This is a genomic window from Microvirga sp. CF3016, assembly GCF_036314085.1.
Lineage (GTDB): Bacteria > Pseudomonadota > Alphaproteobacteria > Rhizobiales > Beijerinckiaceae > Microvirga.
Map to the genome: position 1 here is coordinate 237,022 of NZ_JAYGGM010000005.1, position 24,284 is coordinate 261,305.

General features: G+C 63.9%; 23 protein-coding genes. 7 read left to right on the forward strand and 16 right to left on the reverse strand.

Annotated elements, in window-relative coordinates; translation table 11 throughout:
* Positions 1-28: 28 nt before the first annotated feature.
* Entirely contained in the window at positions 29-451 is a 423-nt protein-coding gene (locus VB672_RS09450) for an SET domain-containing protein (protein ID WP_329783934.1), read from the reverse strand.
* Between the two features lie 276 nt (positions 452-727).
* Complete coding sequence (locus tag VB672_RS09455; RefSeq protein WP_329783935.1) at positions 728-1,408, reverse strand: TetR/AcrR family transcriptional regulator; 681 nt, start codon at positions 1,406-1,408, stop codon at positions 728-730.
* A 132-nt stretch (positions 1,409-1,540) separates the two neighbouring features.
* Between VB672_RS09455 and VB672_RS09460 the strand changes: the two genes are divergently transcribed.
* Entirely contained in the window at positions 1,541-2,920 is a 1,380-nt protein-coding gene (locus VB672_RS09460) for a cytochrome P450 (protein WP_329783936.1), read from the forward strand.
* A 54-nt stretch (positions 2,921-2,974) separates the two neighbouring features.
* Here VB672_RS09460 and VB672_RS09465 read toward each other — a convergent pair whose 3' ends face one another.
* The 3 genes from VB672_RS09465 to VB672_RS09475 form a co-directional block, all read right to left on the reverse strand.
* On the reverse strand, positions 2,975-3,361 hold the full coding sequence (locus VB672_RS09465) for a response regulator (protein ID WP_329783937.1): 387 nt from the start codon (positions 3,359-3,361) through the stop codon (positions 2,975-2,977).
* A 175-nt stretch (positions 3,362-3,536) separates the two neighbouring features.
* Entirely contained in the window at positions 3,537-4,583 is a 1,047-nt protein-coding gene (locus tag VB672_RS09470; protein WP_329783938.1) for an LLM class flavin-dependent oxidoreductase, read from the reverse strand.
* Between the two features lie 84 nt (positions 4,584-4,667).
* Positions 4,668-4,796, reverse strand: a complete 129-nt coding sequence (locus VB672_RS09475; RefSeq protein WP_329783939.1) for a hypothetical protein — start codon at positions 4,794-4,796, stop codon at positions 4,668-4,670.
* Positions 4,797-4,994: 198 nt separating this feature from the next.
* Between VB672_RS09475 and VB672_RS09480 the strand changes: the two genes are divergently transcribed.
* Positions 4,995-6,149: a zinc-binding metallopeptidase family protein gene (locus tag VB672_RS09480; RefSeq protein ID WP_329783940.1), complete on the forward strand. Its 1,155-nt coding sequence runs from the start codon at positions 4,995-4,997 to the stop codon at positions 6,147-6,149.
* Positions 6,150-6,373: 224 nt separating this feature from the next.
* Positions 6,374-6,964, forward strand: coding sequence for a cold-shock protein (locus VB672_RS09485; protein WP_329783941.1), 591 nt, complete (start codon positions 6,374-6,376; stop codon positions 6,962-6,964).
* Between the two features lie 145 nt (positions 6,965-7,109).
* Here VB672_RS09485 and VB672_RS09490 read toward each other — a convergent pair whose 3' ends face one another.
* On the reverse strand, positions 7,110-7,844 hold the full coding sequence (locus VB672_RS09490) for a PhoH family protein (protein WP_442931970.1): 735 nt from the start codon (positions 7,842-7,844) through the stop codon (positions 7,110-7,112).
* A gap of 418 nt (positions 7,845-8,262) precedes the next feature.
* Here VB672_RS09490 and VB672_RS09495 point away from each other — a divergent pair, with 418 nt between their 5' ends.
* Positions 8,263-9,198: a ribokinase gene (locus tag VB672_RS09495; RefSeq protein WP_329783942.1), complete on the forward strand. Its 936-nt coding sequence runs from the start codon at positions 8,263-8,265 to the stop codon at positions 9,196-9,198.
* On the opposite strand, the gene VB672_RS09500 is transcribed toward VB672_RS09495, so the two are convergent.
* The 8 genes from VB672_RS09500 to xylB all read right to left on the reverse strand — a co-directional run bounded on the left by VB672_RS09500 (position 9,189) and on the right by xylB (position 19,239).
* Entirely contained in the window at positions 9,189-10,445 is a 1,257-nt protein-coding gene (locus tag VB672_RS09500; RefSeq protein ID WP_329783943.1) for an AGE family epimerase/isomerase, read from the reverse strand. The genes VB672_RS09495 and VB672_RS09500 overlap by 10 nt on opposite strands.
* 17 nt (positions 10,446-10,462) lie before the next feature.
* Entirely contained in the window at positions 10,463-11,413 is a 951-nt protein-coding gene (locus tag VB672_RS09505) for a carbohydrate kinase family protein (RefSeq protein WP_329783944.1), read from the reverse strand.
* Between the two features lie 60 nt (positions 11,414-11,473).
* On the reverse strand, positions 11,474-13,075 hold the full coding sequence (locus VB672_RS09510) for a ribulokinase (protein ID WP_329783945.1): 1,602 nt from the start codon (positions 13,073-13,075) through the stop codon (positions 11,474-11,476).
* A gap of 48 nt (positions 13,076-13,123) precedes the next feature.
* Complete coding sequence (locus tag VB672_RS09515; RefSeq protein WP_329783946.1) at positions 13,124-13,819, reverse strand: L-ribulose-5-phosphate 4-epimerase; 696 nt, start codon at positions 13,817-13,819, stop codon at positions 13,124-13,126.
* Positions 13,820-13,892: 73 nt separating this feature from the next.
* Positions 13,893-14,828: an ABC transporter substrate-binding protein gene (locus VB672_RS09520; protein ID WP_329783947.1), complete on the reverse strand. Its 936-nt coding sequence runs from the start codon at positions 14,826-14,828 to the stop codon at positions 13,893-13,895.
* Positions 14,829-14,944: 116 nt separating this feature from the next.
* A complete protein-coding gene (locus VB672_RS09525) occupies positions 14,945-15,976 on the reverse strand; it encodes an ABC transporter permease subunit (protein ID WP_329783948.1) in 1,032 nt (343 codons plus the stop codon).
* Positions 15,973-17,502, reverse strand: coding sequence for a sugar ABC transporter ATP-binding protein (locus VB672_RS09530; protein ID WP_329783949.1), 1,530 nt, complete (start codon positions 17,500-17,502; stop codon positions 15,973-15,975). Before VB672_RS09530 ends, VB672_RS09525 begins: the two co-directional genes overlap by 4 nt.
* A gap of 267 nt (positions 17,503-17,769) precedes the next feature.
* On the reverse strand, positions 17,770-19,239 hold the full coding sequence (gene xylB / locus VB672_RS09535; RefSeq protein ID WP_329783950.1) for a xylulokinase: 1,470 nt from the start codon (positions 19,237-19,239) through the stop codon (positions 17,770-17,772).
* Between the two features lie 182 nt (positions 19,240-19,421).
* Here xylB and VB672_RS09540 point away from each other — a divergent pair, with 182 nt between their 5' ends.
* On the forward strand, positions 19,422-20,138 hold the full coding sequence (locus tag VB672_RS09540; RefSeq protein ID WP_329783951.1) for a sigma-70 family RNA polymerase sigma factor: 717 nt from the start codon (positions 19,422-19,424) through the stop codon (positions 20,136-20,138).
* 216 nt (positions 20,139-20,354) lie between these two features.
* The gene (locus VB672_RS09545) at positions 20,355-20,786 is read left to right on the forward strand and encodes a hypothetical protein (protein ID WP_329783952.1); all 432 of its coding nucleotides are present in this window, start codon (positions 20,355-20,357) and stop codon (positions 20,784-20,786) included.
* 78 nt (positions 20,787-20,864) lie between these two features.
* Here VB672_RS09545 and VB672_RS09550 read toward each other — a convergent pair whose 3' ends face one another.
* Together VB672_RS09550 and VB672_RS09555 are read right to left on the reverse strand one after the other, a co-directional pair.
* Entirely contained in the window at positions 20,865-22,034 is a 1,170-nt protein-coding gene (locus VB672_RS09550) for an RtcB family protein (RefSeq protein WP_329783953.1), read from the reverse strand.
* Between the two features lie 17 nt (positions 22,035-22,051).
* Positions 22,052-22,342 (reverse strand): hypothetical protein, encoded by a 291-nt coding sequence (locus VB672_RS09555; protein ID WP_329783954.1) that lies wholly within the window; start codon positions 22,340-22,342, stop codon positions 22,052-22,054.
* Positions 22,343-22,534: 192 nt separating this feature from the next.
* On the opposite strand from VB672_RS09555, the gene VB672_RS09560 reads away from it, so the two are divergent.
* Entirely contained in the window at positions 22,535-24,244 is a 1,710-nt protein-coding gene (locus VB672_RS09560) for an ArnT family glycosyltransferase (protein ID WP_442931971.1), read from the forward strand.
* Positions 24,245-24,284 lie beyond the last annotated feature (40 nt).

A 24,284-nucleotide genomic window follows, 5' to 3' on the forward strand; every position in this document is an offset into this window, starting at 1 on the left:
CGGCCGCTGCGTGGTGAGTGTCACCGCTTCAAGCCGCCGCCTGCTTGGCGCGTTTGCGCTCGCACGACTGGCACTTGCACCCCATCGGCTTGATGAAGGTCTCGAAGTAGTTTTTGCCGTAATTGTAGGTGATCTCGTCGCCCGGCTTGATGCGCTTGATCGCCTTGATGCGGATGCGTCCCCGGGACACGGTCGCCTGGGCGTTCGGCCGGCAGCCGTGGTTGATGTAGCGCGCGGTGTTCCATCGCGGCGAACCGTCGACGGTCCAGCGGCTGCTGACCTCGAACAGATAGCGGGTGTTGCGCCGGCGCTGGACTTCCTCGTTCGTGATCTTCGGCCCGACATATTCGATGATGAAGGCGTCCTTTTCGATCACATCGGTGGCGAACAGGCCGAGGCCGGTTTGCGATCGCCCGATGCGAAAGGGGCCTTTCGGCTTTTTGGTTCTCATGAGGGCAGAAGCTCCAGCAGATTCGAATGCTCAATAGCCATAAACGCGGAGCGATGAAATTGGGTCGCCGCCGGATCTTCACCAGATCTTGCTCAAGATTTTTGCACGCTCTTGGAGCGGGTGGATTCGCTTCACCTCGGCTACGTGGTTTTTCGGGAGCGAGACCATTGCATCCTCCACGTCATGGCCGGGCTTGTCCCGGCCATCCCGATCAGAAGAACGCGGCGCTTTATCCAATCGGGATCACCGGCACAAGGCCGGTGATGACGTGCGGCTTCAAATCGGCGAACCGCCTGCTTCCGACTGAGCATCGAGCCAGCGGCGCGCTGCCTCGGTCAGGTGCGGCTGGAACAGGTTTGCAACCTGCTTGAGACCCCATTCGAGATCGGACTTCTTCAGTGCGCGCACCCCTTCCTGCACATCGAGATAAACCACCCAATAGGTCGACACGATCCACACGTTGTGGAGCAGGGAATCGAGAGCTTCGTCGGACAGGTCCATCAATCCCGCGGCCCGCATGTGTTCGATGAGCTGCCTGACCGGCGTTCTGATGCGGTCGCTGATCGCCCGGATGCGGCGGCGTAGCTCGGGCGCCGTGGCCATGAGACCCATGAAGTCGCGATAGAGGAACCGGTAGGTCCACACGATCTCGAACCAATCGGTCAGGAACGCCACATAGGCGGCCGGATCGGCACCCGCGGCCTTGTCGCGAGCGAGCAGATGGTCGACCGCCGCCTCGAAGCGGTCGAAGATCGTCAGAACCAAGGCCTGCTTGGTCTTGAAATAATAATAGAGATTGCCCTCGTTGACCCCTGCCGCTTCAGCGATCTGCGCGGTTGTCACCCGATCGGGCCCGCGCTCGTTGAAAAGCGCCAGCGACACGGCGATGAGATGGTCGCGCGTGCTGACCGCTTTGCCGCGGCGCCGGGTCTTGGGCGGTGGTCCTGGCTCGGCCAAGGATGGTCCCCGATGTCGCACTTGTGGAATTAAGGTAAGCACCTTAATTCAAAGTCCGTCTAAGGTGAATACCTTAAATCGTGGTGCCAGCCGGCATCAGGCTTGAGCATATGCCATTTGCGAAGGACCTTCATGAGCATCGATGCCCTTCCCGTGATTTCGGAGCAGTGCCCCGGCGTGGCGGTGAGCCGCCGCTCGCCGCTCACGGTCATTCCCGCCCTGGTGCGCGATCCGCTGCGGGCCTTGCCGCCGGAGATCTACCACGAACCCGTCGTCTATTCGCAGGTCGCGGGGCGCCGGCGCATTCTCCTGGCCGATCCGGCCCTGATCCATGAGGCGCTGGTCCGCAATGCCGAGGTCTTGAACAAGGGCGAGGACGTCCGGCGCGCTCTCGGGCCGGCGCTCGGTCAGGGCTTGCTGACGGCGGACGGTGCCCATTGGCGCTGGCAGCGCCAGTCGGTCGCCCCGGCATTCCGGCACGAGAAGCTCATGGGATTGCTGCCGGCGATGATCGCGGCTGCCGAGAAGACCCGGGATCGCTGGCTGGCATCCGGTCCCGGGTCATCCATCGGTATCGGCCACGAGATGATGCGCACCACCTTCGACATCATCGTCGAGACCATGATGTCGGGACCGGGCGGCATCGACGTGGCGCGGGTGGAGCGCGGCATCACCGATTATCTCAAGCCGACCGGCTGGATTTTTGCGCTGAGCATCCTCGATGCGCCCGACTGGCTTCCCTATCCCGGCCGTCGGCGCGCGAGTGCTGCGGCGGCGTATCTGCGTTCCGCCATCACGCGGATGATCGCCGAGCGTCGGCGGAAGCCCGATGGCCGCGAGGATCTCGTGGCCCTGCTCCTCGCTGCTTCCGACCCCGAGAGCGGCCGGACGATGAGCGACGAGGAGATCGCCGACAATCTCCTGACCTTCGTCACCGCGGGGCACGAGACCACGGCGCTCGGTCTGGCCTGGACATTCCTGCTGCTGGCTCGCCATCCGGAGCACGAGGCGCGGGTTCTTGCGGAGATCGATGCGGTGACGAAGGGCGAATCCGTTCGGCCGGAGCACATCGCGCAACTCGCCCATACAAGGCAGGTGTTCTCCGAGGCGATGCGGCTCTACCCGCCTGCGCCGATCATCACCCGCACGGCGACCCGCGCCTTTCCGCTCGGCGGGTTCACGGTGCCGGAAGGGGCGGTTCTCATCGTTCCGATTCATGCGGTTCACCATCATGCGGCGCTCTGGGAGAAGCCCGAGCGGTTCGATCCCGAACGCTTTGCGCCCGAGCAGGCGAAGAGCCGCCATCGCTATGCCTACATGCCGTTCGGTGCCGGGCCGCGCATCTGCATCGGCAGCGCCTTCGCCAGCATGGAGGCCGTGGCCATCCTGGCGGTGCTGCTGCAGGCCGTCAGGCTCCGCGGCACGTCGGGCGACCTGCCTGCGCCGATGATGAAGGTGACCCTGAGGCCGAGGAAGGAGGCGCAGATGCGCGTCGCGGCGCGTGGATCGTGAGCAGGTCGCGGGAGTGTAACGAGGACGTTTCGCCTCGGTCCTCGCGCGGCGTTCTTACGCGATTTCGGTCGCGTCGGAGGTTCCTGCGAGCGTATTGCGAAGAGTATCGGCGAAATTATCGTAGGAGAACGGCTTCGACAGGGTCGGGCATTCACGGAACCGCTCGGGCAACGAGCGGAAATCGTATCCGGTCGAGAAGATGAACGGGATTCCGCGAAAGCGCAGCACGTCCGCGACGGGAAAGACGACGGTTCCGTCGACGTTGATGTCGAGAATTCCGATGTCGATCTCCGCCTGAAGGGCGAGGGTCAGGGCGTGGTCCAAACGCGCGGCAGGGCCGACGATGTCGCAGCCGAGATCGAGAACCATGTCCTCAATCAGCATCGAGATCATCGCCTCGTCTTCGACGATCAGGACTCGCTTTCGGCGACCGTCGTGCATAGCCCCTCCAAGCCGAACTGCACCTGAAAAGCGCCTTTCGGCGTCATTAAACGAATCAGTTGCAACAACTTTAGTCGATGGCTTGCCGCGCCATCACTATCGTAGGTTAGTATGTGTTAAGAATGCATCGTAATGCCGCCGAGCGGCCAAAGTAAAGACCTCGGCGGCGGGTCGATTATACAGCCGTTCGGCGTGCAATTTCTGCCCGGACGACTGGCGCAACCCTCGTGCCGAGAAGTTCAATGGAGCGCATGATCTGGGCATGCGGCATGGTGCCGACGCTGAACTGGGCCAGATATCGGTCGTGGCGGAAGATCTCGTGCTGGAACAGGATCTTGTCGATGATCTCCTGCGGGGCACCCACCGCGAGGGCGCCGCGGGGCTGCCGCATGGCCTCGAATTGGGGACGGGTCGTGGGCGGCCATCCGCGCTCGCGCCCGAGCCGGGTCATTACCTGCGCATAGGCGGGAAAGAACTCGTCGGCGGCCTGTTGCGAGGTGTCGGCAATGTAGGCATGGGTGTTGATGCCGACCTTGAGGCTCGCCGCATCGTGCCCCGCCCGGCTCCCGGCCTCCCTATAAAGTGAGACGAGCGGCGCGAAGCGCTCCGGCTGTCCTCCGATGATGCCGAGGGCAAGGGGCAGCCCGAGCGTGCCCGCGCGCACCACCGATTGCGGCGTTCCGCCCACCGCAATCCAGACCGGCAGGGGCTCCTGGACGGGCCGAGGATAGATCGGCTGATCCTTCAGAGGCGCGCGATGCCGGCCCGTCCACGTCACCCGTTCCGCGTCCCTGATCCTCAGAAGCAGATCGAGTTTCTCGGCGAAGAGGCTGTCGTAATCGGCGAGATCGTACCCGAAGAGCGGGAAGGATTCTATGAACGAGCCTCGCCCCGCCATGATTTCGGCCCGTCCTCCCGACAGAAGATCGAGGGTGGCGAAACTCTGGAACACCCGGACGGGATCGTCGGAGCTCAGCACGGTCACGGCGCTGGTCAGCCGGATCCGCCTCGTGCGCTCGGCGGCCGCGGCCAGCACGACCGCCGGGGCGGAGACCACATAGTCGGGCCGGTGGTGTTCGCCTAGGCCGAACACGTCCAGGCCGACCTGATCCGCCAGCGCGACCTCCTCGATCAGGTCGCGCAGCCGCTGCGCCGGGGAGATGAGATGCCCGGTGGAAGGATCTCTCGTCAGTTCGCCAAAGGTATAGACACCAAGTTCCATCAATCTTCCATTCGCTCGCGCCGGTCCTTTTCGGCAGCCGCAGCCGCCGGGCCGCCATGCGCCGAGGAGCGGAAGGCCGCCGCTTCAGCGCCGAAGCAGCCTTTCGATGAGGGCATCCGCGGCATGACTGGTCAGACCCCAGGCGACCGGCCTGTCGCCGAGATACACGGTGAACGTGCCATCCTGCGTCGCCTGCTTGGCAACATGGATCATGAGTTATCCTCCTCATGGGGAGCCCGGACCATCAGATCCGTCGTGCGGGCATGATGAAAGGAGAGGCGCTTTGCAGGAAGGCTAAATTATGAGCAGTGACAGGCCGATGACGGCGCAAAGGCTTGCGAACCAACGGGTTCGCCGACCGTTGCCGTGATGGTGGCGCCAAGCCGGCCGAGGCGAACAGCAGGTCGATCCATGAAGCTTTTCGAATGTCAGGCCTGCGGTCAGCCGCTCTATTTCGAGAACAGCCGCTGCGAAAGCTGCGGCCGGCGGCTCGGATACCTGCCGGGAGCCCATGAGATCAGTGCTCTCGAGCCTGAGGAAGATGGGCGCTGGAGGGCACTGGCTCTTCGTGACAGGTCCTTCCGCTTCTGTGTCAATGCGGAATATGATGCGTGCAACTGGCTGATCCCGGTGGAGGAGAGCAATCCCTATTGCCGTGCTTGCCGGCATAACCGCACAGTCCCGGATCTCTCCGTCGAGCGGTCGCTCAGTCGGTGGCGTCGCCTCGAAGCGGCCAAGCGCCGTCTGTTCTATACCTTGCTGAGCCTCGGACTGCCGCTCGCGACGCGCGCCGAGGATCGGCAGGGGCTGGCCTTCGATTTCCTGGCCGATCCGGCAGAGAACGCTCCCAACGGGCCGTCCATCCTGACCGGGCACGACAACGGCCTGATCACCATCAACATCGCCGAGGCCGACGATGCCGAGCGGGAGCGCCGGCGCCACAGCATGGGTGAGCCGTACCGGACGCTTCTCGGCCACTTCCGCCACGAGGTCGGCCATTACTTCTGGAATGTGCTGGTGCGCGATGATCCCAGCCTGGAACGCTTTCGCCGCATCTTTGGGGATGAGCGACAGGATTATGGCGAAGCCCTGAAGTCTCATTATTCCCATGGACCGAAGGAAAATTGGCAGGAAGAGTTCGTCAGCGCCTATGCCGCCTCGCACCCTTGGGAAGATTTTGCCGAGACCTGGGCTCATTATCTCCATATCGTCGACACCCTGGAGACGGCCGGCGCTTTCGGAATGAAGGTGCGTCCCAGGATCAGTCGAGGTTCCGAGCTTGCGGCGGAGATCGATTTCGATCCGCATCTGGAAACCGATCTGAACCGACTGATCACGGGTTGGCTGCCCCTGACCTTCGCGGTCAACTCCCTGAACCGCAGCATGGGCCAGCCGGACCTCTATCCCTTCGTGCTCGCCCCCGCGGTGATCGCCAAGCTGGCCTTCATCCATGAGCGTATCCATGCCTGGAGCGGCCGCCGGCAGGCGGAGGGGGACGGCCATCAGGTTCTAAAAGCCGTGATCGGAGGGCTGAATTCTCGCGTCGGCGCCCCACAATCCGCATGACGTGCCCTTTTGGGACCTTGCGTGAAATGTCTAGGTATGAGTAGTTATCTTCTTGCTCTCAATGGTTGGGAGCGTTACGCCTATAGCGTTTACGAAACTTGAGACTTTAGAAGGCAGTCCTGATGGGCCGGGGAAATGATCACCGTGATCGCCGACGTCAATTTGGCGGTCAACCCGAAGATCACTGGGGCGAATTCGCCCCGCCAACATCTTTTGAACGGCCCATGCGGCAGCAGACATCCTACGGCGCTCCGGCCTCGGGGCCCGAGACCGAAGCGCGGGTAAAATGGTTCAATCCTGACAAGGGCTTCGGCTTCGTCGAGATGACCGACGGCTCCGGCGAGGCCTTCCTGCACATCCGGCAGGTCGAGGCGGCGGGCCATACCGCGCTCGAATCCGGTACGACCCTGGTCATCCGGGTCGGCGCGGGCCAGAAGGGCCCGCAGGTCCAGGAGATCGTCAGCGTCGACACAAGCACGGCCGAACCCGAGCCGCCGCGCGGCGCTCGTCCGGCCCGGCCGATGCGTCAGGGCCAGGGTGGTCCCGGCCAGTCCGGTGGTTTCGGTCGCCCGACTGGCGGCCAAAGCGCCCGGCCGGTCAGCGGTCCGCCGGAGGTACCGGCCACCGTCAAGTGGTTCGACTCGGTGAAAGGCTACGGCTTCGTGTCCGTCGAGGGCGAGAGCAAGGATCTCTTCCTGCACATCTCCGTCGTGGAGCGCGCAGGCCTCGGCCAGCTCGAGCAGGGCCAGGCAGTCCGAGTGGCCATAGTCGAGGGGCGCAAAGGCCCTGAAGTCGGCGCCATCGAGCTCGCCTAAGGCATCCAGCCTGCTTCTGAATGGTCGGGTTCACTACCGCATGTCATGCGGAAAGTGGACCCGTTCTTTGCGCGTCCAGCGGCGCGCCCTCTGATGAAAGCACAATCGGGCCCGAAAGTGTTGTCCACTTTCGGGCCCGATGTTTTTAGCAGTGGACCTCTTCGAAGGCTCGCACCCACATTTCGCAGACGCCCGACCGCACGATCTCATTGAGCGTGAACTCGATGATCGGGACCGGCAGCATCTGCGACTTGATCAGGTGAATGACCGTGCGCAGACCCGACGTCTCGCGCAGGTCGCACTGGCTCACATCTCCGTTGATCACGACCGTGCAATCCTCCCCGATGCGGGTAAGGAAGGTCTTCATTTCGGCCGGAGTGGCATTCTGCGCTTCGTCCAGGAGGATGAAGGCGTCCCGCCAGGAGCGCCCGCGCATGACCTCGAAGGGCACCATCTCGATGTCGCCGTTCTTGACCGCGATCTCGTAGGCGGCCGTACCGATGCGTTCCTTGATGGCCTCGATGACCGGAGCCGCCCAGGGTCCGAATTTCTCCTCGAGACTACCGGGAAAGAAGCCGAGGGAACGGCCGCTCGGGACATTGGGACGGGTGAGAATGATCTTGCGGATGCGCCGCTGGCGGAAAAGATCTGCCGCGTAAGTTGCTGCGATCCAGGTCTTTCCGGTACCGGCAGGTCCAAGGACGACGACCTGGGAGCTGTTCTTCAAAGCGTCGAGATAGTCATCCTGGGTTGCATTGAGCGGCTTGATGGGAGGAAGGCTGCGCTCGGCCTGGAATTTCGATCCGGTGAGGTCGAAGACCTGCGCTGTTTCAAGGGAGCGGCGGGTCTTGCGTCTCTGCTTCTCATGATGCTTGCTCAATGACCAACTCCGGGTTTTGAAACTGCGCACAGAGACCTATCCAGGCGCCGCGCAGAGGCGTCTGGGGGAACTTGCAGGAGGAGGGTGGATGCGAGAGCGAGTCGTTGCGGGCGGTGGATTTCCGCGATCCAGAAGGTGAGGATCAACCTGCCTGCCCATCAAAGCCTGTTCTTCTAGCTGCCAGTGGCAAACTATCTTTGATTCTGATGACAGTTTACCGCTGCTACGCGTACCTGCGAGTCAAATGTTGAGGCACCCTGCTTGGTTCCAGGGCATGATCCCTCTGCAGAGTAGGCGGGAGGAATAGCTGTGGATGACTCATCTCGCGCTACTTCGAGAGTGGGATCACAGCGACGGCCCTCGCCAATCGTGCTTGCCGGATGGTAAGGGAAGCGCCTCAAAAGAGGGCATTTGCGGCATGATCGTTATATTCGGCTCCATCAACATGGACCTTGTCGCGCGGGTTCAGCGGATCGCCCGTCCGGGCGAGACCGTCCTGTCGCGCCGGGCCGATAGCTTCTTCGGCGGCAAGGGAGCCAATCAGGCCGTCGCAGCCGCTCGGTCGAGCCGCGGCGGTCCTATCCAGGTCGCGATGGCTGGAGCCATTGGCAACGATCCTTTCGGCATGGCCTGCCTCAAGAACCTTGAAGACAACGGCGTGGATGTCAGCGCGATCCGGGTTGTCGACGAGCCCACCGGCTGCGCCTTCATCACAGTCGACAAGTCGGGCGAGAACGCGATCACTGTCGCCAGTGGCGCGAATATGGCGCTCCGATCGGCAGACCTGCCGGATCGTCTCCTGTCGAACGCCTCCGTTCTGGTTCTCCAGATGGAAGTGCCGATCGCCGACACCCTTGAGGTCGCCACCCGGGCGCGACGGGCCGGCATCAAGGTCGTGTGGAATTTCGCACCGGTTCCCCTGGTCAAGGAACGTTCCGCCATGGCTGAACTCCTGACCGCCACCGACGTCCTCGTCGTCAACGAACACGAGGCGCTCTCTATCGCCGGTGTCTTGGGTGAGTCCGCGGGCGCTGATTTCCTTGAGGCCGGATCAGCCGTTTCCCGCTCCTTTGGACTGACCTGCATCGTCACGGCCGGAGCGCGCGGGGCCTATGCCGTCGCGCCGGATGGTGCCCGTACCCATGCCATGGCGCGCCCGATCACGCCGGTCGATACCACCGGGGCTGGCGATACCTTCGTCGGCGTCCTTGCCGGCGGATTGGCTGAAGGGCTGGAGATCGGACCCGCCATGGAGCGCGCCTGTGCCGCCGCATCCCTATCCTGCCTCACGGCAGGCGCCCAGGCAGGCATGCCCCAGAGGGACGCTCTGGAGCACTATTTGGCTCAGGCCTGAGGGCTGCTCTCCGGGATGACCTTGGTCAGGCTGCCGTTCGCCGGGAACAGAGGAATCAGGCAGGCCTGAAGGGCGTGATAGAGATCGGGCTTGCCGGTGAACAGGCTCGTTCCCGGCTGCAGGTCTTCCGTCAGCTCAGGCCGCCATCCGCCATGGCGGTGGTCGATGAGGTAACGATCTGCGAAGCCCCAGAGGAAGCGATACCACTGTTCGTGGAAGTCGCTCGGGCTATGCTCGTTCAGGAACGCCGCTGCCCCGATGGCTTCGGCACAGGGCCACCACAGCTTCTGGGGCAGCCTCGGCCTGTCGTCCCAGTCCAGAGCGTAGAAGAAACCGCCCTTGTCCTTGTCCCATCCGAGCTCGATGGATTGCCGGAACAGCTCACGGGCGGCCTCGGGCATCCAGGCATGGCGCTTGCCGCCCAATGTCCAGAGCTGGAGCACGAGGCGGGCCCATTCGAGCCAATGGCCCGGCGTGGTGCCATAGGGACGGAACACGTCGTAGCCGCGGTATTCCTTGTCCAGGCTCCAATCGGCATGGAAATGCTCGGCCACGCGATAGCCGAGGGAGGCGGCATGACGGCCGATGATGAGGCCGGCGATCCGCTCGGCCTTATCGAGATAGGCCCTGTCGCCCGTGGCCTCGAAGGCCGCCATCAGGGATTCGGTCAGGTGCATGTTGGAATTTTGGCCCCGATACTGGCTCAGGGGCTGCCAGTCGCGGGAGAATTCCTCGGTCACGGCCCCGTGCTGCTCCTCCCAGAATCGCTCCTCCAGAACCTGAGTGATGTCCTGGATCAGGCGATCTGCGAGCGGATGCCCCACTGTCTTCGCGCTGGAGGCGGCAAGGAGGACGAAGGCGTGCCCATAGGCCTGCTTGGTGTCGTCCTTCGGCCCATTGTTATCGAGCGACCAGACGTAGCCCCCGTTCTGTGCGTCGCGATGCGCATTCCAGAGGTAGGTCATGCCGTGATCGACGATTGCATCGCAACCGGGCCGGCCGAGCAGGGTGCCGATGGCGAAGCAATGCACCATGCGGGTGGTGTTGTGGATCTGCCGGACCGGATTGGTGATCTCGATGGGATGACCTGCATCGTCGAGATCGAAGAAGCCGCCCGCCGGATTGATGATGGCGTGCTGGAAGAAGTCGAACAAGTTGTCGGCCTGTTCGAACAGCCACTTGCGGTGGGATTGGTTGGAACGCCAGCTCGGGCCGAGGGGCGGGAGAACGGGCAGGGGCGTGGTCATGATCGTTTCCATTCCGGTCAGGCGCGGGCCGCCATGAACTGCTCCACCTCGTTCCAGGTGGGTGGATTTGCGCCGCGTCGGGTGCACACGATGGCAGCGGCCGCTGCCGCGAAGTCGAGGGCTGTCGTGACCTGCGCCTCGGTCAGTCCGGCAATGCCTTCAGGCGTCAGCATGTTATTGGCATCGAGCCAGGAGAGAAGGCCGGCGTGGAACGTATCGCCGGCACCGACTGTGTCGACCACTTCGATCCTCGGAGCTGGGCGTTCCAGCACAGTACCTCCGAAAACAGCCATTGGTCCCTTTTCGCCGCGGGTGACGATGACGAGCTTCGGACCACGCTGAAGCCAGGTGCGGGCGGCTGATGCAAGATCGTGGGTGGAATAGAGGAGCTCCACGTCCTCGTCGCTCGCTTTCACGACGTCGACGTGGGCAAGCAGACGCTCGAAGCGCTCGCGATAGCCCGTCAGGTCGCCGACGACGCGCGGCCGGACGTTGGGATCCAGCGAGATCACGCGCGATCCCGCCTCCCGGCGCAGCAGGGTCTCGATGGCGGTGGCGATGGGCTCGACCCCAAGGGCATAGGAGCCGGCGGCAATGGCATTCACGTCTGCCGGCAACTGAGCGGGCAGGGCTTCGGGCGTCAGGGCTCGGTCGGCACTGTTCGGAGCATAGAAGGAGTATTGCGGCTGCCCCGATGCGTTCGTCGCGACGACGCTCAGTGTCGTGTAGTTCGGGCAGCGTCGAATATAGGCAGGGCTCACCCCGGATTCGGCGAGCTTCTCGGCCAGGAAGCTGCCGAACACGTCGTCCGACAGGGTCGACAGGAAGGCCGAGGGACGCCCAAGCCGGCCGATCCCGATGGCGACATTGAACGGCGAGCCGCCGGCAACGGCTTGTGCCGGGAAGCCGGTCGGGCCGGACGCCCCGATAAAGAGGTCGATCAGGGCTTCACCACAAACCAGGATCATCGAAAGCCTCCGGCCAATACCTCAAAGATATCCATGATGCCCGCCCGGCCCGATCTGGGATCAGGCAGGCATAGCATCCGGCGGAACCGGCTCCGAGGGAAGTGCCGCGATCCGCTTGAGGTCGCGCAATATATGATCCAGCGAAACGGGTCCAGAGACGCCGCCGAAGCCGAAATAGAGCGTCCTGTAATGGGCGAAGAGCTGCTCGTAGATCGCGTGTGCCTTCGGGTCAGGCTCGAAGGTGCGGAAGGGCAGGCAGATCGCTGCTTGGGCGCTGTCGAGATCCGGGTGGGAACCTGCCGCGAGGCTGGCGAAGATGCTGGAGCCGAGACCGGTGGGGATGCCGTTCGGCACCAGCACCGGGCGGCCGAGGACATTGGCGTAGACCTGATTCAGAACCGCATTGTGCTGCGGGATCCCGCCCGCATTGATGACGCGCTCGACCGGCACACCGCCTTCGGCCATGCGCTCGAGGATGATACGGGTGTGGAAGGCTGTGCCTTCGATCGCGGCGAACAGCTCGTCCTGAGCCGTGTGCAGCAGGTTCCAGCCCAGCGTGATGCCGCCGAGATCCGCCTTCACGAGAACCGTGCGGTCGCCGTTGTCCCAGGTCAGGCGCAGGAGGCCGGTCTGGCCGGCGCGGTATTGCTCCAGACCCTTGGAGAGTTCCTTGACATTGGTGTTAGCGCGCCGGGCGATCGCCTCGAAGATGTCGCCCGTGGCCGACAATCCGGCCTCGATGCCCACGAGCGTGGGGTCGACGCTGCCGGGCACGACACCGCACACGCCCTGGATCAGGCTGGTCTCCTCGGCCATTGCGATGATGCACGTCGAGGTGCCGACCACGTTCACCACGTCGCCGACCCGGCAGCCGGCGCCGATGGCATCCCAATGGGCGTCGAAGGCGCCGACCGGGATCGGGATGCCGGCCCTCAGGCCGAGCCGCTCCGCCCAGTAGGGGGTGAGGTGGCCGGCGATGACGTCGGAAGTGGCGTATTCGCCTGCAAGCTTCTCCCGAATGCCGTCGAACAGAGGGTCGACCTTGGAAAGGAAGTCCTGCGGGGGCAGGCCGCCCCAGCGCGGGTTCCACATCCATTTGTGGCCCATGGCGCAGATGCTGCGTTTCAGATCGCGAGGATCCGTGACGCCCGTGAGTGTCGCGGCCACCATGTCGCAATGCTCCAGGGCGGTCGCGAGCCGGTCGCGCTTGTCCGGGTTGTGGCGCAGCCAGTGCAGCAGCTTGGAGAAGCCCCATTCGTGCGAGTAGACACCGCCGCACCACTGGATGGCTTCGAGACCTTCCTGGTGGGCGAGCCGCGTGATCTCCTCGGCCTCGGATTTGGCCCGGTGGTCGCACCAGAGGTAATATTCGTCGAGCGGCGCGAGCCCTTCGCCCACCATGACCACGCTGGAGCCGGTGGTGTCGATGGCAATCGCCGCCACGTCCTCGCCTTTCACGCCGGCCGAATCCAAGGCGCCGCGCATCGCCCGCGCCAGGGCATCCATGTGATCGGCATGGGACTGGGTGGCGTAGTCGGGATCTTCTCGCTTGCGGTGAAGCGGGTACTCCGCCGTGGCAAGGCCGAGGGAGCCCTTGCGATCATCGACGAGGGTGACCCTGACGCTCAGGGTGCCGAAATCGACACCGGCTACAACGGCCATCTGTATCTCCCGGAATGGGGTGTCAGCAGTTGAAATGGGAGAGGGAACTTAATTTTCGGCCTGGCCATAGGTTGCCGTGGCGCCATGCTTGCGGAAATAGTGCCGGTCGAGGAGCGCCTGCGACACGCCCGGTGCGTTCGGTTGCAGCGAGACCGTGTACATGGCCATGCGGGCCACCGCCTCCAGCACGACCGCGTTGTGCACGGCATCGTCAGGCGTCCTGCCCCAGGCAAAGGGACCGTGCCCGGCGACAAGGGCCGCTGGCACTTCCAGGGGATCGCGGTTGCCGAAGGCGTCCGTAATCGCGACGCCGGTCGCGCGAACATAATCGTTCTTGATCTCGTCGTCCGTTAGCTGGCGGGTGATCGGGACAGGACCGTAGAAATAGTCCGCATGGGTGGTCCCGAGGGCCGGAATCGGGCGGCAGGCCTGGGCCCAGGCCACGGCGTGCTCGGAATGCGTATGCACCACGCCGCCGATCTCCGGGAAGGACTTGTAGAGGTGGATGTGGGTGTCGAGATCCGACGAGGGGCGCAGCTCGCCCCAGACGATCTTGCCCTCGAGATCCGTGATCACGAGGTCGTCCGCCTTCATGCGCTCGTAGGGCACGCCGCTCGGCTTGATGACGACGAGGTTGTCCTCGCGGCTGATGCCGCTGACATTGCCGAAGGTGTAAAGCACGAGCCCGCGGCGCACCACTTCCAGATTGGCTTCCAGAACCTGCTCGCGCAGCTGCTTCAACATCGGGGCGCTCCCTGGGCGGTGAACGGAAAAGGCGGCCACGGCACGCGCCGTGGCCGCCGGATGTCGGGTCAAATCAGCGGACGGCCTGCCAGCCCTTGTAGTCCTTGATGTTGTCGGCCGTGATCAGCTTGGGCTCGAGGAGAATGACGTTCTTCTCCGGCTTCTTGCCGTTGACGATGCCGACCGCGAGCTCATAGGACTGAGCGGCCATGATGTACGGGTCCTGCGAGGCCGAGGCCTTGATCAGGGAGTTGCCCGACTTCAGCTCGGTTTCGATGTCCGGAGCACCGTCGACCGCCGTGATGATGAACTCGTTGCGGTTGAGCTGCTTTGCGGCCAAGTTGATGCCGATGGCGGTCGGGTCGTTGATCGCGAATACGGCGTCGATCTTCGGGAAGCGGGTCAGGAGGCTCTGGCCGACGGCGAAGCCGCCCTCGCGGGAGCCCTTGGCGTCCTGGTTGTCCGAGAGAACCTTGATGTCCGGGAACTTGGAGAAGACGTTCTTGCAGCCCTTCACGCGATCGGTGATCGATGAGACCTGCGGGCCGTTGATGATGAGGACGTCGCCCTTACCCTTCAGATGGTCGGCGATGTACTGGCAGGCGAGCTCGCCTGCCTTCACATTGTCCGTCATCACGGTTACGTCGGCGCCGGCTGCTGCCACGTCGAAAGCAGCCACGACCATGCCGCCTGCCTGAGCACGTTTCACCGAAGGTTCGATCGCCTTGGGGTCGACCGCGTTGATCATCACGATGTCGGTGCCGGCCGCCGTGAAGTTGTCCATCTGGGTGAACTGCTTGTTCAGGTCGTAATCCGCCGACACGGACGTGATCTTGGCCCCGGGAGTGATCTCCTTCGCCTTGGCCTCGATGCCCTTGATGGTCGCGACGAAGAACGGATTGCCGAGCAGGCCGACCGAGATGCCGACGTTCTTGACGTCCTTGGCGTAGGCCGGGGCGGCCAAGCCGGCGACGACGGCAAGGCTTAGGGTGAGACGGGAAAGTGCCATGGGTTCCTCCAGGGTGATGATTGCAGGTGTTTTATCCCCACGATCTCCCGGCAGCCGCCTTGGATGCCTGGAGATCGCATATACGAGCGCCCATCACGAGCGCCGGTATTTCTTGATCAGGTGCGTGCCGATCCCTTGAGGCGGTAGCGGTCGAGCGCCACGGCCCCGATGATCACGAGCCCCTTGATGATGAACTGCCAGATGTCGGACACGCCCACGAGAATGAGGCCGTTCGACAGAATGGCGATGATCAGCGCGCCGATCAGCGTGCCCCAGATCGACCCGATGCCCCCGACGAAGCTGGTGCCGCCGAGGATGACGGCCGCAATGGCGTCGAGCTCGTAGGATTGTCCGAGCTGCAATCCGTTGGCGGCGAAGAGTCGAGCGGCCGACATGACGCCGCCGAGACCGGCCGCGAGGCCCGAGAAGGCATAGACGAACAGCAGGACGGCCCAGACCTTGATGCCGGTCAGCCGTGCCGCGTCCGGATTGCCGCCGACCGCGTAGATATGGACGCCCAGGACGGTTCTTCTAAGGATGAACCAGGAGATGATCACCACCGCGAAAGCGATCCAGACGAGCCAGGGCAGGCCGAACAGGGTGCCGTTGCCGATGAAGGCGAAGGGCAGCTGCGGGTTGAACTGGGTGGTGTCGCCGCCGAGCAGGCGTGCAAGGCCGCGTACGGCCGTCAACGAGCCGAGCGTCACGATGAAGGGCGGCAGCTTCGCGAAGGCGATGAGCGCGCCGTTCACGAGGCCGAGGCCCAGTCCCGCCAGCAGGGCGGCCGGAATGCCCAGCATGCCCCATTCGGGAATCAAGGACCCCAGGATCGCCACCATGGCGGCGGCGGCCAGGATCGAGCCGACCGACAGGTCGATACCGCCCGTGAGAATGACAAAGGTCATGCCGGCCGCGAGCACGGTGTTGATCGACGCCTGCTGCATCACGATCGAGAGGTTCTGGAAGCTCATGAAGCGTCCGGACATGAGCTCGAACACGACGCCGAGGATAATGAGCACCGGCAGCATGCCGAGGGCCTGCAGGGTCGAACGCCAGGCCAGGCGGCGCTGAAGGCTTTGAGACGCCGCATCGGCGCCTGTGACTCCGGTGGCTTGAAGGCCAGCGCTGGTCTCGTTCGGGGATGTCATTCGGCCGCTTCCCTTACACCTGTCGCGATGGTGATGATATTTTCCTGTGTCACGGGCGGGTGGCCGGCTCCGCCGACCTCGCCCTCAAGCCGGCCCTCGCGCATCACGAGGACCCGGTCGCAGATGCCGACGATCTCGGGCAATTCACTGGAGATCACGATGACGCCGACGCCGTTGCGGGCGAGGCTGTCGATGAGCCGGTAGATCTCCGACTTGGCCCCGATATCCACGCCGCGCGTGGGCTCGTCGAGGATGAGGACCTTGGGCTTCGTCTCGAGCAGGCGCGAGAGCAGAACCTTCTGCTGGTTGCCGCCGGACAGGCTGCCCACGGGCACCACGTCGCCCGCCACGCGGATGCTCAGCGCCCGAATGGCCGCCGCCGCTCTCTGCTTGGCGGCTTTCAGGTTGAGGACGCCGCCTGGGCGAGCATCCCGATTCAGAACGCTGATGTTCACGTTCTCGCGCACGGTGAGATCGAGGAAGAGGCCCAGATGCTTGCGATCCTCGGTGAGATAGACGACGCCCGAATTGATGGCATCCTCGGGCTTGTGGATCGAGAGGTGCTTGCCCTGCAGGAAAACCTCGCCGCTGGTGCGGGGATCGGCACCATAGATGAGGCGCGCCAGCTCCGTGCGGCCCGCCCCGACGAGACCGGCGATGCCCAGCACCTCGCCCTCATGCAGCTCGAACGAGCAGTCGTGGACACGCACGCCGTCGCCCATGTTGCGGACCGCGAACATCACGCGCCCACGGCTCTGATGGGCGTCGTGCTCCTTCTTGTAGAAGGACGACAGATCGCGGCCGACCATCATTTGAACGAGGCGTTCGGCGGAGATCTCGTCGCCCACCAGAGTGCCGACGTAGGAACCGTCCCGAAGCACCGAGACCCGCTCGGCCAATTCGTAGATTTCCGCCATGCGATGGCTGATGTAGATGATGGCGAGCCCTTCCGCCCGCAGCTGCCGAACGAGGGCGAACATCGCCTCGGTCTCGCGGGAGGAGAGGGAGGTCGTGGGTTCGTCCATGACCAGGATGCGGGAGTTCGCGATCAGCGCACGCGCGATCTCCACGAGCTGCCGCTCGGCCATCGACAATTCGCTGACCTTCGTGGAAGCCTTGAAATGGACGCCAAGCCGATCGAGCACCGTCTGGCAGGCCTTCTCCATCGAGCGGCGGTCGACCATGGGGCCGGACTTGTGCTCACGCCCGAGAAGCATGTTCTCTGCCACCGTGAGATTAGGGGCGAGGGAGAGCTCCTGATAGATGATCGAAATGCCGTGATGGCGTGCCGTCAGCGGTCCGTCGATAGTGACGGGCTGACCGTTGATTCGGATCTCTCCGCCGGGATCCGCCTGGTAGGCTCCGGACAGGATCTTCATCAGCGTCGACTTGCCGGCGCCGTTTTCTCCCATCAGGGCGTGGATTTCGCCCGGATAGACGGTGAGGGAGACGTTCGTGAGCGCCTTCACGCCCGGAAACGTCTTGGAGATGTCCTTCATTTCGAGGATCGGAGAGGATCCTGTCATGAGCGTTTCCCTAAAGGCGCTTTATCGAAACGGCAGTTTTCAGCCTTGAATTCTGAAGACTCTATCATGCCAAAAGTCGGACCGGATCAGAAGGGATTGTGCCTGCCCTAAATGCTTCATTTCAATTGGGTTTCAATCCCTCCTTTTGAGCCGCGGATGATCACCCACAACTTTTCGGCAGCATCGCTTATCGTTCAGTGTGATACAGTCGAAATCAAGAGATACTTTGTTTCTTCTCAGGAGGATCGTGCGCCTGATCGTTTCCTCTCATGCTTGCACGAATTCTGGCTTCAAGGCGCGATACAGGCGACGGAAAGCTTCGATGCGCGGGCCGTACAGCCCCACGAGCGGCGCTTCGGGTTCGATGGTCTCGAGAACTTCGGGCGCGGTGCAAACGGCGTCCGGCGCCTCGCCCGTCGCGGCAAGGCGTGCCAGTCGGGCCGCACCGAAAGCCGGACCCTTGTCGCTGCCCTGGTAGCGCAGCATGGGGACGTTGAGGACGCTCGCAAAGATCCTGGCCCAGAACGCGCTGCGAGATCCCCCGCCGATCATGCCCGCATGGGTGAGGGGCGTGCCTGCCTGCTGGAGGCATTGCTTTGCGTCGGCGAAACTGAAGGCCACACCTTCCAGGATGGCCTGCACCAGATCCGCCGGCTGCGTCTGTGGCGAGAGCCCGAAGAAAACTCCGCGCGCATAGGGATCGTTGTGCGGCGTCCGTTCGCCCGCGAGGTAGGGCAGGAAGAGAACGGAAGACGGTTTCCGATAGGCTGTCTCGGCTTCGCGCAGGAGATCGCCGATGTCCCGTTTCAGCAGATGGGCGCCCCATGCCAGGCAACTGGCCGCGTTCAGCATCGCGGCCATCTGGAACCATCGTCCCGGCACCGCATGGCAGAAGGAATGCACCACGGCCTCCGGCGCCGGGCTGAAATCCTGCGTGGTGGCGAAAAGCTGCCCGGAGGTGCCGAGAGAAATGAAGGCCGATCCGTCCTCGATGGCCCCGAGACCGACCGCGCCCGCCGCCGCGTCTCCCGCGCCGCCCGCCACGACCACATCGCTGCGCAATCCCCATCGCTTGGCGATCTCGGCGCGCAGGGTGCCGGAGGGTTGCGAGCCTTCGACGAGGCTTGGCACATGATCGCGGCTGAGACCAGTTGCAGCCAGTGCCGCGTCCGACCAATCGCGGCTGGCCTCGTCCAGCCACCAGGTGCCGGCTGCGTCGGACATGTCGGTCACGATTTCGCCGGTGAGCTTGAGACGGATGTAATCCTTCGGCAGCATCACCTTGCGCACGGCGCGGAAGATGTCCGGCTCATGCCGGGCTAGCCAAACGAGCTTCGGTGCCGTGAAGCCTGGCATCGGAATGACGCCCATGGCGCGCGAGAGCTCCGGGTGCCTTTCTCCAAGCTCCTGGGCCTCCCGGAAAGAGCGGCCGTCATTCCAGAGAATCGCTGGCCGGAGCGGCCGGTTGCTCTCGTCGAGCAGCACGGCGCCGTGCATCTGTCCCGAGAGGCCGATGGCTTGAATATCGGCGAGCGCCGACGGGGCCTGCGCGCGCAGCTGATCGAGCGCGGATTGCACCGCCGCCCACCAGATTTCTGGGTCCTGCTCCGACCAGAGTTCGTGCGGGCGGGAGACCTGGAGCGGAACATCCGATTCGGCAACCGCAGCCTGCCGCTCGTCGACCAGAATGGCTTTCACCGCTGAAGTGCCAATATCGATACCGAGATAATGGGCCACGCCGCATGCTCCTTGGTGGTGGATGGCCTTGGTTTGGCCTTATGTTCAGACGAGCATATAGCCCAGCCCGGCCGCTTAGGCATACAGGGGATGATATCCAGAGGCGCGGCCATGAAAAAAACTCATGGTCGAAATGTCGCTCGGATATTTAAATGGCAGCGGTATGCACCAAATAGTCCGGCATGCCAGAGAATTCCAAAACCCAGTCTGAGTTCACCCGTCCCGATGTCGCCAACTCGGCGGCTGCGCTGAGCGCTGCCGTGCGGTTGCATCTGGGAAAGCAATTACGTGCCCTCTACGGCGATCCCGCAGAGGACAAGCTGCCGCGCGATCTCGCGCGTCTTGCCGATCGCGTCGCCCAGGTCATCCGCGCCCATACCGAGCCGGTCGACCAGGAGTTCGTCAACGGCGTCATGGACGCGCTGCCGAATCTCCGCGCCTTCGCACTTTCCCTGACCGGCAAGGTCGATCAGGCGGAGGATCTGGTTCAGGATACCGTGCTCAAGGCCCTGACGAAGCAGGATACGTTCGAGGCGGGCACGAACCTCCAGGCGTGGCTTTTCACCATCCTGCGCAACGGCTTCTACTCGACCCACCGCAAGACCAGCCGCGAGGTCGAGGACGGCGACGGGACCCATGCCGCGAGCATGATCGCGATCCCGGACCAGGAGGACAAGCTCGCGCTTCAGGATCTCTCGACTGCGCTGGAAAAGCTGCCTCAGGAGCAGCGCGAGGCCATCATTCTCATCGGCGCGGAGGGAATGTCCTATGAGGACGCGGCCGAGGCGCTGGGCGTGAAGGTCGGCACCATCAAGAGCCGCGTCAATCGCGCCCGAAACCGGCTCGCCGAATTGATGGGGACGAGCCGCGTCGACCACGATCACTCGGCAAGTGTCTGAGCAAGCCTGAGCAAGCCGAGCCCGGTGGAGCTTCTCACCGGGCTTGCTGCGGGATACCCGCCTCCTGTCATGGGATCTCGGATGCCGTGAGGGGCCTGCTCTGCCTAAAATATCGGCGGCCGACGCCGGCCTGTTCCTCGAACTTTCCCATAGGCTTCAAGGTTGAGCTTGTAGCTGGTGGGTGCTCGAAACCGCTCTTCTGCCAAGGAGGGGAGCATGGAACACAGGCCTCTGTCCGAACTCAGTAGCGTCGCCGACCTGAAGATCCCCGACGAAGTCAAAGCGCAGGTCCTGTCGAAACGGGAGCGCTTGGACCGCTGGGTCGAGCTCCTGGAGCGGGAGCCTGACCGCATTCTCAAGACCCTCGACGAGATTGAGTGGAAACCGAAGGCGCAGCGCCGTGCGCTGCGCGCAGATGGTTCTGCCCTGACTGTCGCCTATTCCGACCCGGTGCTCCGGACGGCAGGGCTCCTGAGCGACAGGTTCGGCGATGCCGTCGATTTCTTCGACATCTCCGAGCACGATGCGCATATCGTCCTGTGCTCATGCCATGGCGGTGAATCCATGCGCGCGGATGAGGCCGCCCGTCGGGTGCGGGGCATCCGGTCGCCAAGCCTCTGGGCGCTTTATTTCGGCTGGTTTCGATAAAGCTTAAGCGGCCCTGGTCTCAGCATCGGACCCAGAAGTGGTGTCCACTTTTGGGATCCAATCCGATGCACCGGCAATTCAATCCTTGTAAGGATCGAACTCGCCAGGGCCGGCCATCGCGACGGCAAAAGGCCGGAGCGTGCGCTCGATCTCGATCGTGCCCTGGTGATAGGCGAGCACGTCCTCCAGGCGCCGATAGACCATGGGGCTCTCGTCCACATCGCCGCCCCGCAGGAGGATGCCTCTCCCCCGCAGCCATTCATCCATTTGGTCACGGGTGAAGCGGGGAGGGCGCACCCATTCGCCCGCCTTGTTCTTCTTGCCCTTGGCGTCCATCCGGCCGAAGAGACGGCCTGCCCCGTGCACCGTCGAATAGAGGCTGTCGGCGCTCTCCGGGGTGTCGATTCCGTGCAGAATCACGGCGTTGTCTCCCATCGATCCGCCGACGAAACCGCGCTGGCCAGGGAAAGCGGGCGTCGCACCCTTGCGGACGACCCAATAATCTTTCTCGCCGTGCGTCTCCCGCCAGACGAAATTGTGATGATTGTGGACCGTGTCCGTCACCTGTCCGCCGATGATCCGGCGCACGCGCTCGACCACCCATTCCCGCCCGGCATAGGCATAGAGCCCGCCGAGCTTCACTCCGGCGATGTAGCTTCGTCCGACCTCGCTGTCCTGGTGAACGAGGGCAGGGTCGACCTCCATCCCGTCCTTCGCTCCGACCAGGGCCAGGTGCGTGGTTGTGATCTTGTGGCCGAGGCCGCGGGAGCCGAAATGCACCCCGATCCAGACGAATCCCTCCTCGTCCTCGAACAGGTCCACGTAGTGATTGCCGGAGCCGACGGTTCCGAGCTGTCCCGATGCCAGCTTCTTGAGGTCCCGAACGCCGGCCTCGTCCCAGAGGGGCGATTCGAAGAGCTCGTGATCGACGGTCACGGCGTTCTTCTGTCCGATCCCGAAGCTGATGCTGCGCCCGATATCGGAGAGGATGCGGCCTGCCTGGTCGGCAATGTCCTCATAGCGGGTATCGAGCCGGACGGCCATGTTCCCGCAGGCGATGTCGAATCCGACCCCGCTGATGGAGATGTGCTCCTCATACGCGATCACACCGCCGATAGGGTGCGCATAGCCGAGATGCCCGTCGGCGCAAAGGACGCCCTTCGCGGCGCTTCCGGCCTGCATGCAACGGTCCAGCTGCCTGATAGTCTTCTCGTCGTGCTCGCCGTAGATACGGGTATTCAGAGGCAAGGACGCTCTCCTCAAGCTCAGGGGCGATTGTATCGCTCGCGCAGGCGCTCGACCTCGCGCTGCAGGGCGTCCAGGCCGCGTGCGATGTCGCGGCCCATGTTCTCGATCACCCCGGTGCTCGCGGCCACGTCAGGGCAATCGAGCGTCCCATCCCGCCGGTGCCGGGGCGCGATGCCGCCCTGAGGCGTGAGCAGGTAGGCGCAGCCCGTGTCCTCGTCCCGCCAGACCACGGGCTGGTCGAGAGCGGCGGCCGGACAGGCTGACAGCATGATGAGGCACATGCCGCACCATTTGAAAAACTGCTTCATGCCAGCACCTCTAGCGTTGAAACCCGACCTTTCAGGCAATGCCGGCCCGAGGGCCCCTGTTCCTGGTTGTCAGGCCGCTACCTTCCGTCAATTTGACTTCCCGCCGGGTTTAGAGGACATCACGCGGTTTGATGAACCTGTGCCTACCGGAGATCCTGTCGGCACGATGGATTGCCCGCCCCGGAGTGATTGATGGACGGTTCTGTCCCCCAGCAGCGAATGTCTCTGCGCTACCTCTCGGTGGCCCAGCTGACGGGCGTCGTCGAGCGGAGCCATGCCCGCCTCTGCGCCGTTCTCGTGCTGCTCTCGCTCGTCTGCTTCCTGCCGGGCTTTACCTCGCTCCAGCCGATGGACCGGGACGAGCCCCGCTATGCCCAGGCGTCCAAGCAGATGCTGGAGACCGGCGATCTCGTGGATATCCGCTTCCAGGACGAGGCCCGGCACAAGAAACCGGTCGGCATCTATTGGATGCAGAGCGCCAGCGTCGCCATCGGACAGGCGCTGGGTGTTCCTGAGGCGCGGACCACCATTGCGCTCTATCGCATTCCATCCCTGCTCGGCGCCATTGCGACGGTGCTGCTGACCTACTGGGCGGCATTGGCCTTCTTCGGACGGCGAGGGGCCTTCCTGACCGCCGCACTCATGGCGACCTGCGTCATCCTCATGGTGGAGGCGCGTCTTGCCAAGACGGATGCCATGCTCACTGCCTGTTCCGTCGCGGTCATGGGAGGGCTCGCCCGGGCTTACTTGAGCCGCGGAGCAGGCGTCCTGCCTCGGCGGGCATTGCTGATCTTCTGGGCCGGCTTCGCCCTCGGCATCCTCATCAAGGGGCCCCTGGTCATCATGTTCGCCGGGCTCACGGCCGCGGTCCTGATGTATAAGGAGCGCTCGGCGCGCTGGCTCCTCACCTTGAGGCCGTGGCTGGGCCTCGCCGTGACGCTGGCCGTGGTGCTGCCCTGGTTCATCGCCATCGCCGTCAAGAGCGGCGGCGCCTTCTTCTCGGCCTCGGTCGGTCAGGACATGCTCGGGAAGGTCGGCACGGCGCAGAAATACCACTGGGCTCCGCCTGGCTTCTACCTGGTCTCGTTCTTCGCAACCTTCTGGCCCGGCGCCATTCTGGCGGCCATTGCGGTACCTTTCGCGTGGATTCATCGCCGCGAGGAACCGGTGGCCTTCGCCCTTGCCTGGATCGTGCCGTCCTGGATCGTCTTCGAGGCTGTGCCGACCAAGCTGCCGCACTATACGCTGCCGCTTCTGCCGGCAGTCGCGATCATCACCGTGATGGCCATCTCCCGCCACTTCGTCGGGCCGCATCGCCCGGCGGCCAAGCTGGCGACCGTGCTGATCCCGTTCATTCCGGTCGGCCTGACCGTGGGCCTGTCGGCCGTCGGATGGTCCTTCGACGGAATGCCGCCCTTCCGGTCCCTGCCATTTCTCCTGCTATCCTCTCTCCTCGCCCTCTGGGCCTGGTGGCTCTTCATCAAGAACCGGATGGTGCCGACCCTCTGGGCAAGCTTCGTCTCCGCGGCCTTCCTGGCAATCGGGGTCTTTGGGTTCGCCCAACTCGATCTGCGTTCCCTCAAGATCTCGGACCGGCTGGCCGAGGCTGCCCGCAACGTCCCGTGCGAAAACCCGCTGGTCGCCACACTGGGCTATCGGGAACCCAGCCTCGTCTTCCTGACCGGCACCAACCTCGACATGGTCGATACAGGAGCCCAAGCCTCCGCCTTCCTGCGTCAGGGAGGGTGTCGTGTCGCCTTCGTGGAAAAGCGCTATGAGGCGGAGTTCCGGACGCAGAACGAGCGCCTGAAGCAGCAACCCATCCTCTCGACCCGGATCGAGGGATTTAATATCAACAGTGGTCGGCAGGTCGATCTCGCGGTCTATGCGGTGGGCTTCTAAGCTCCCCGTCGCGTTTTTGAAGAGGCGGCCAGCAATGGCC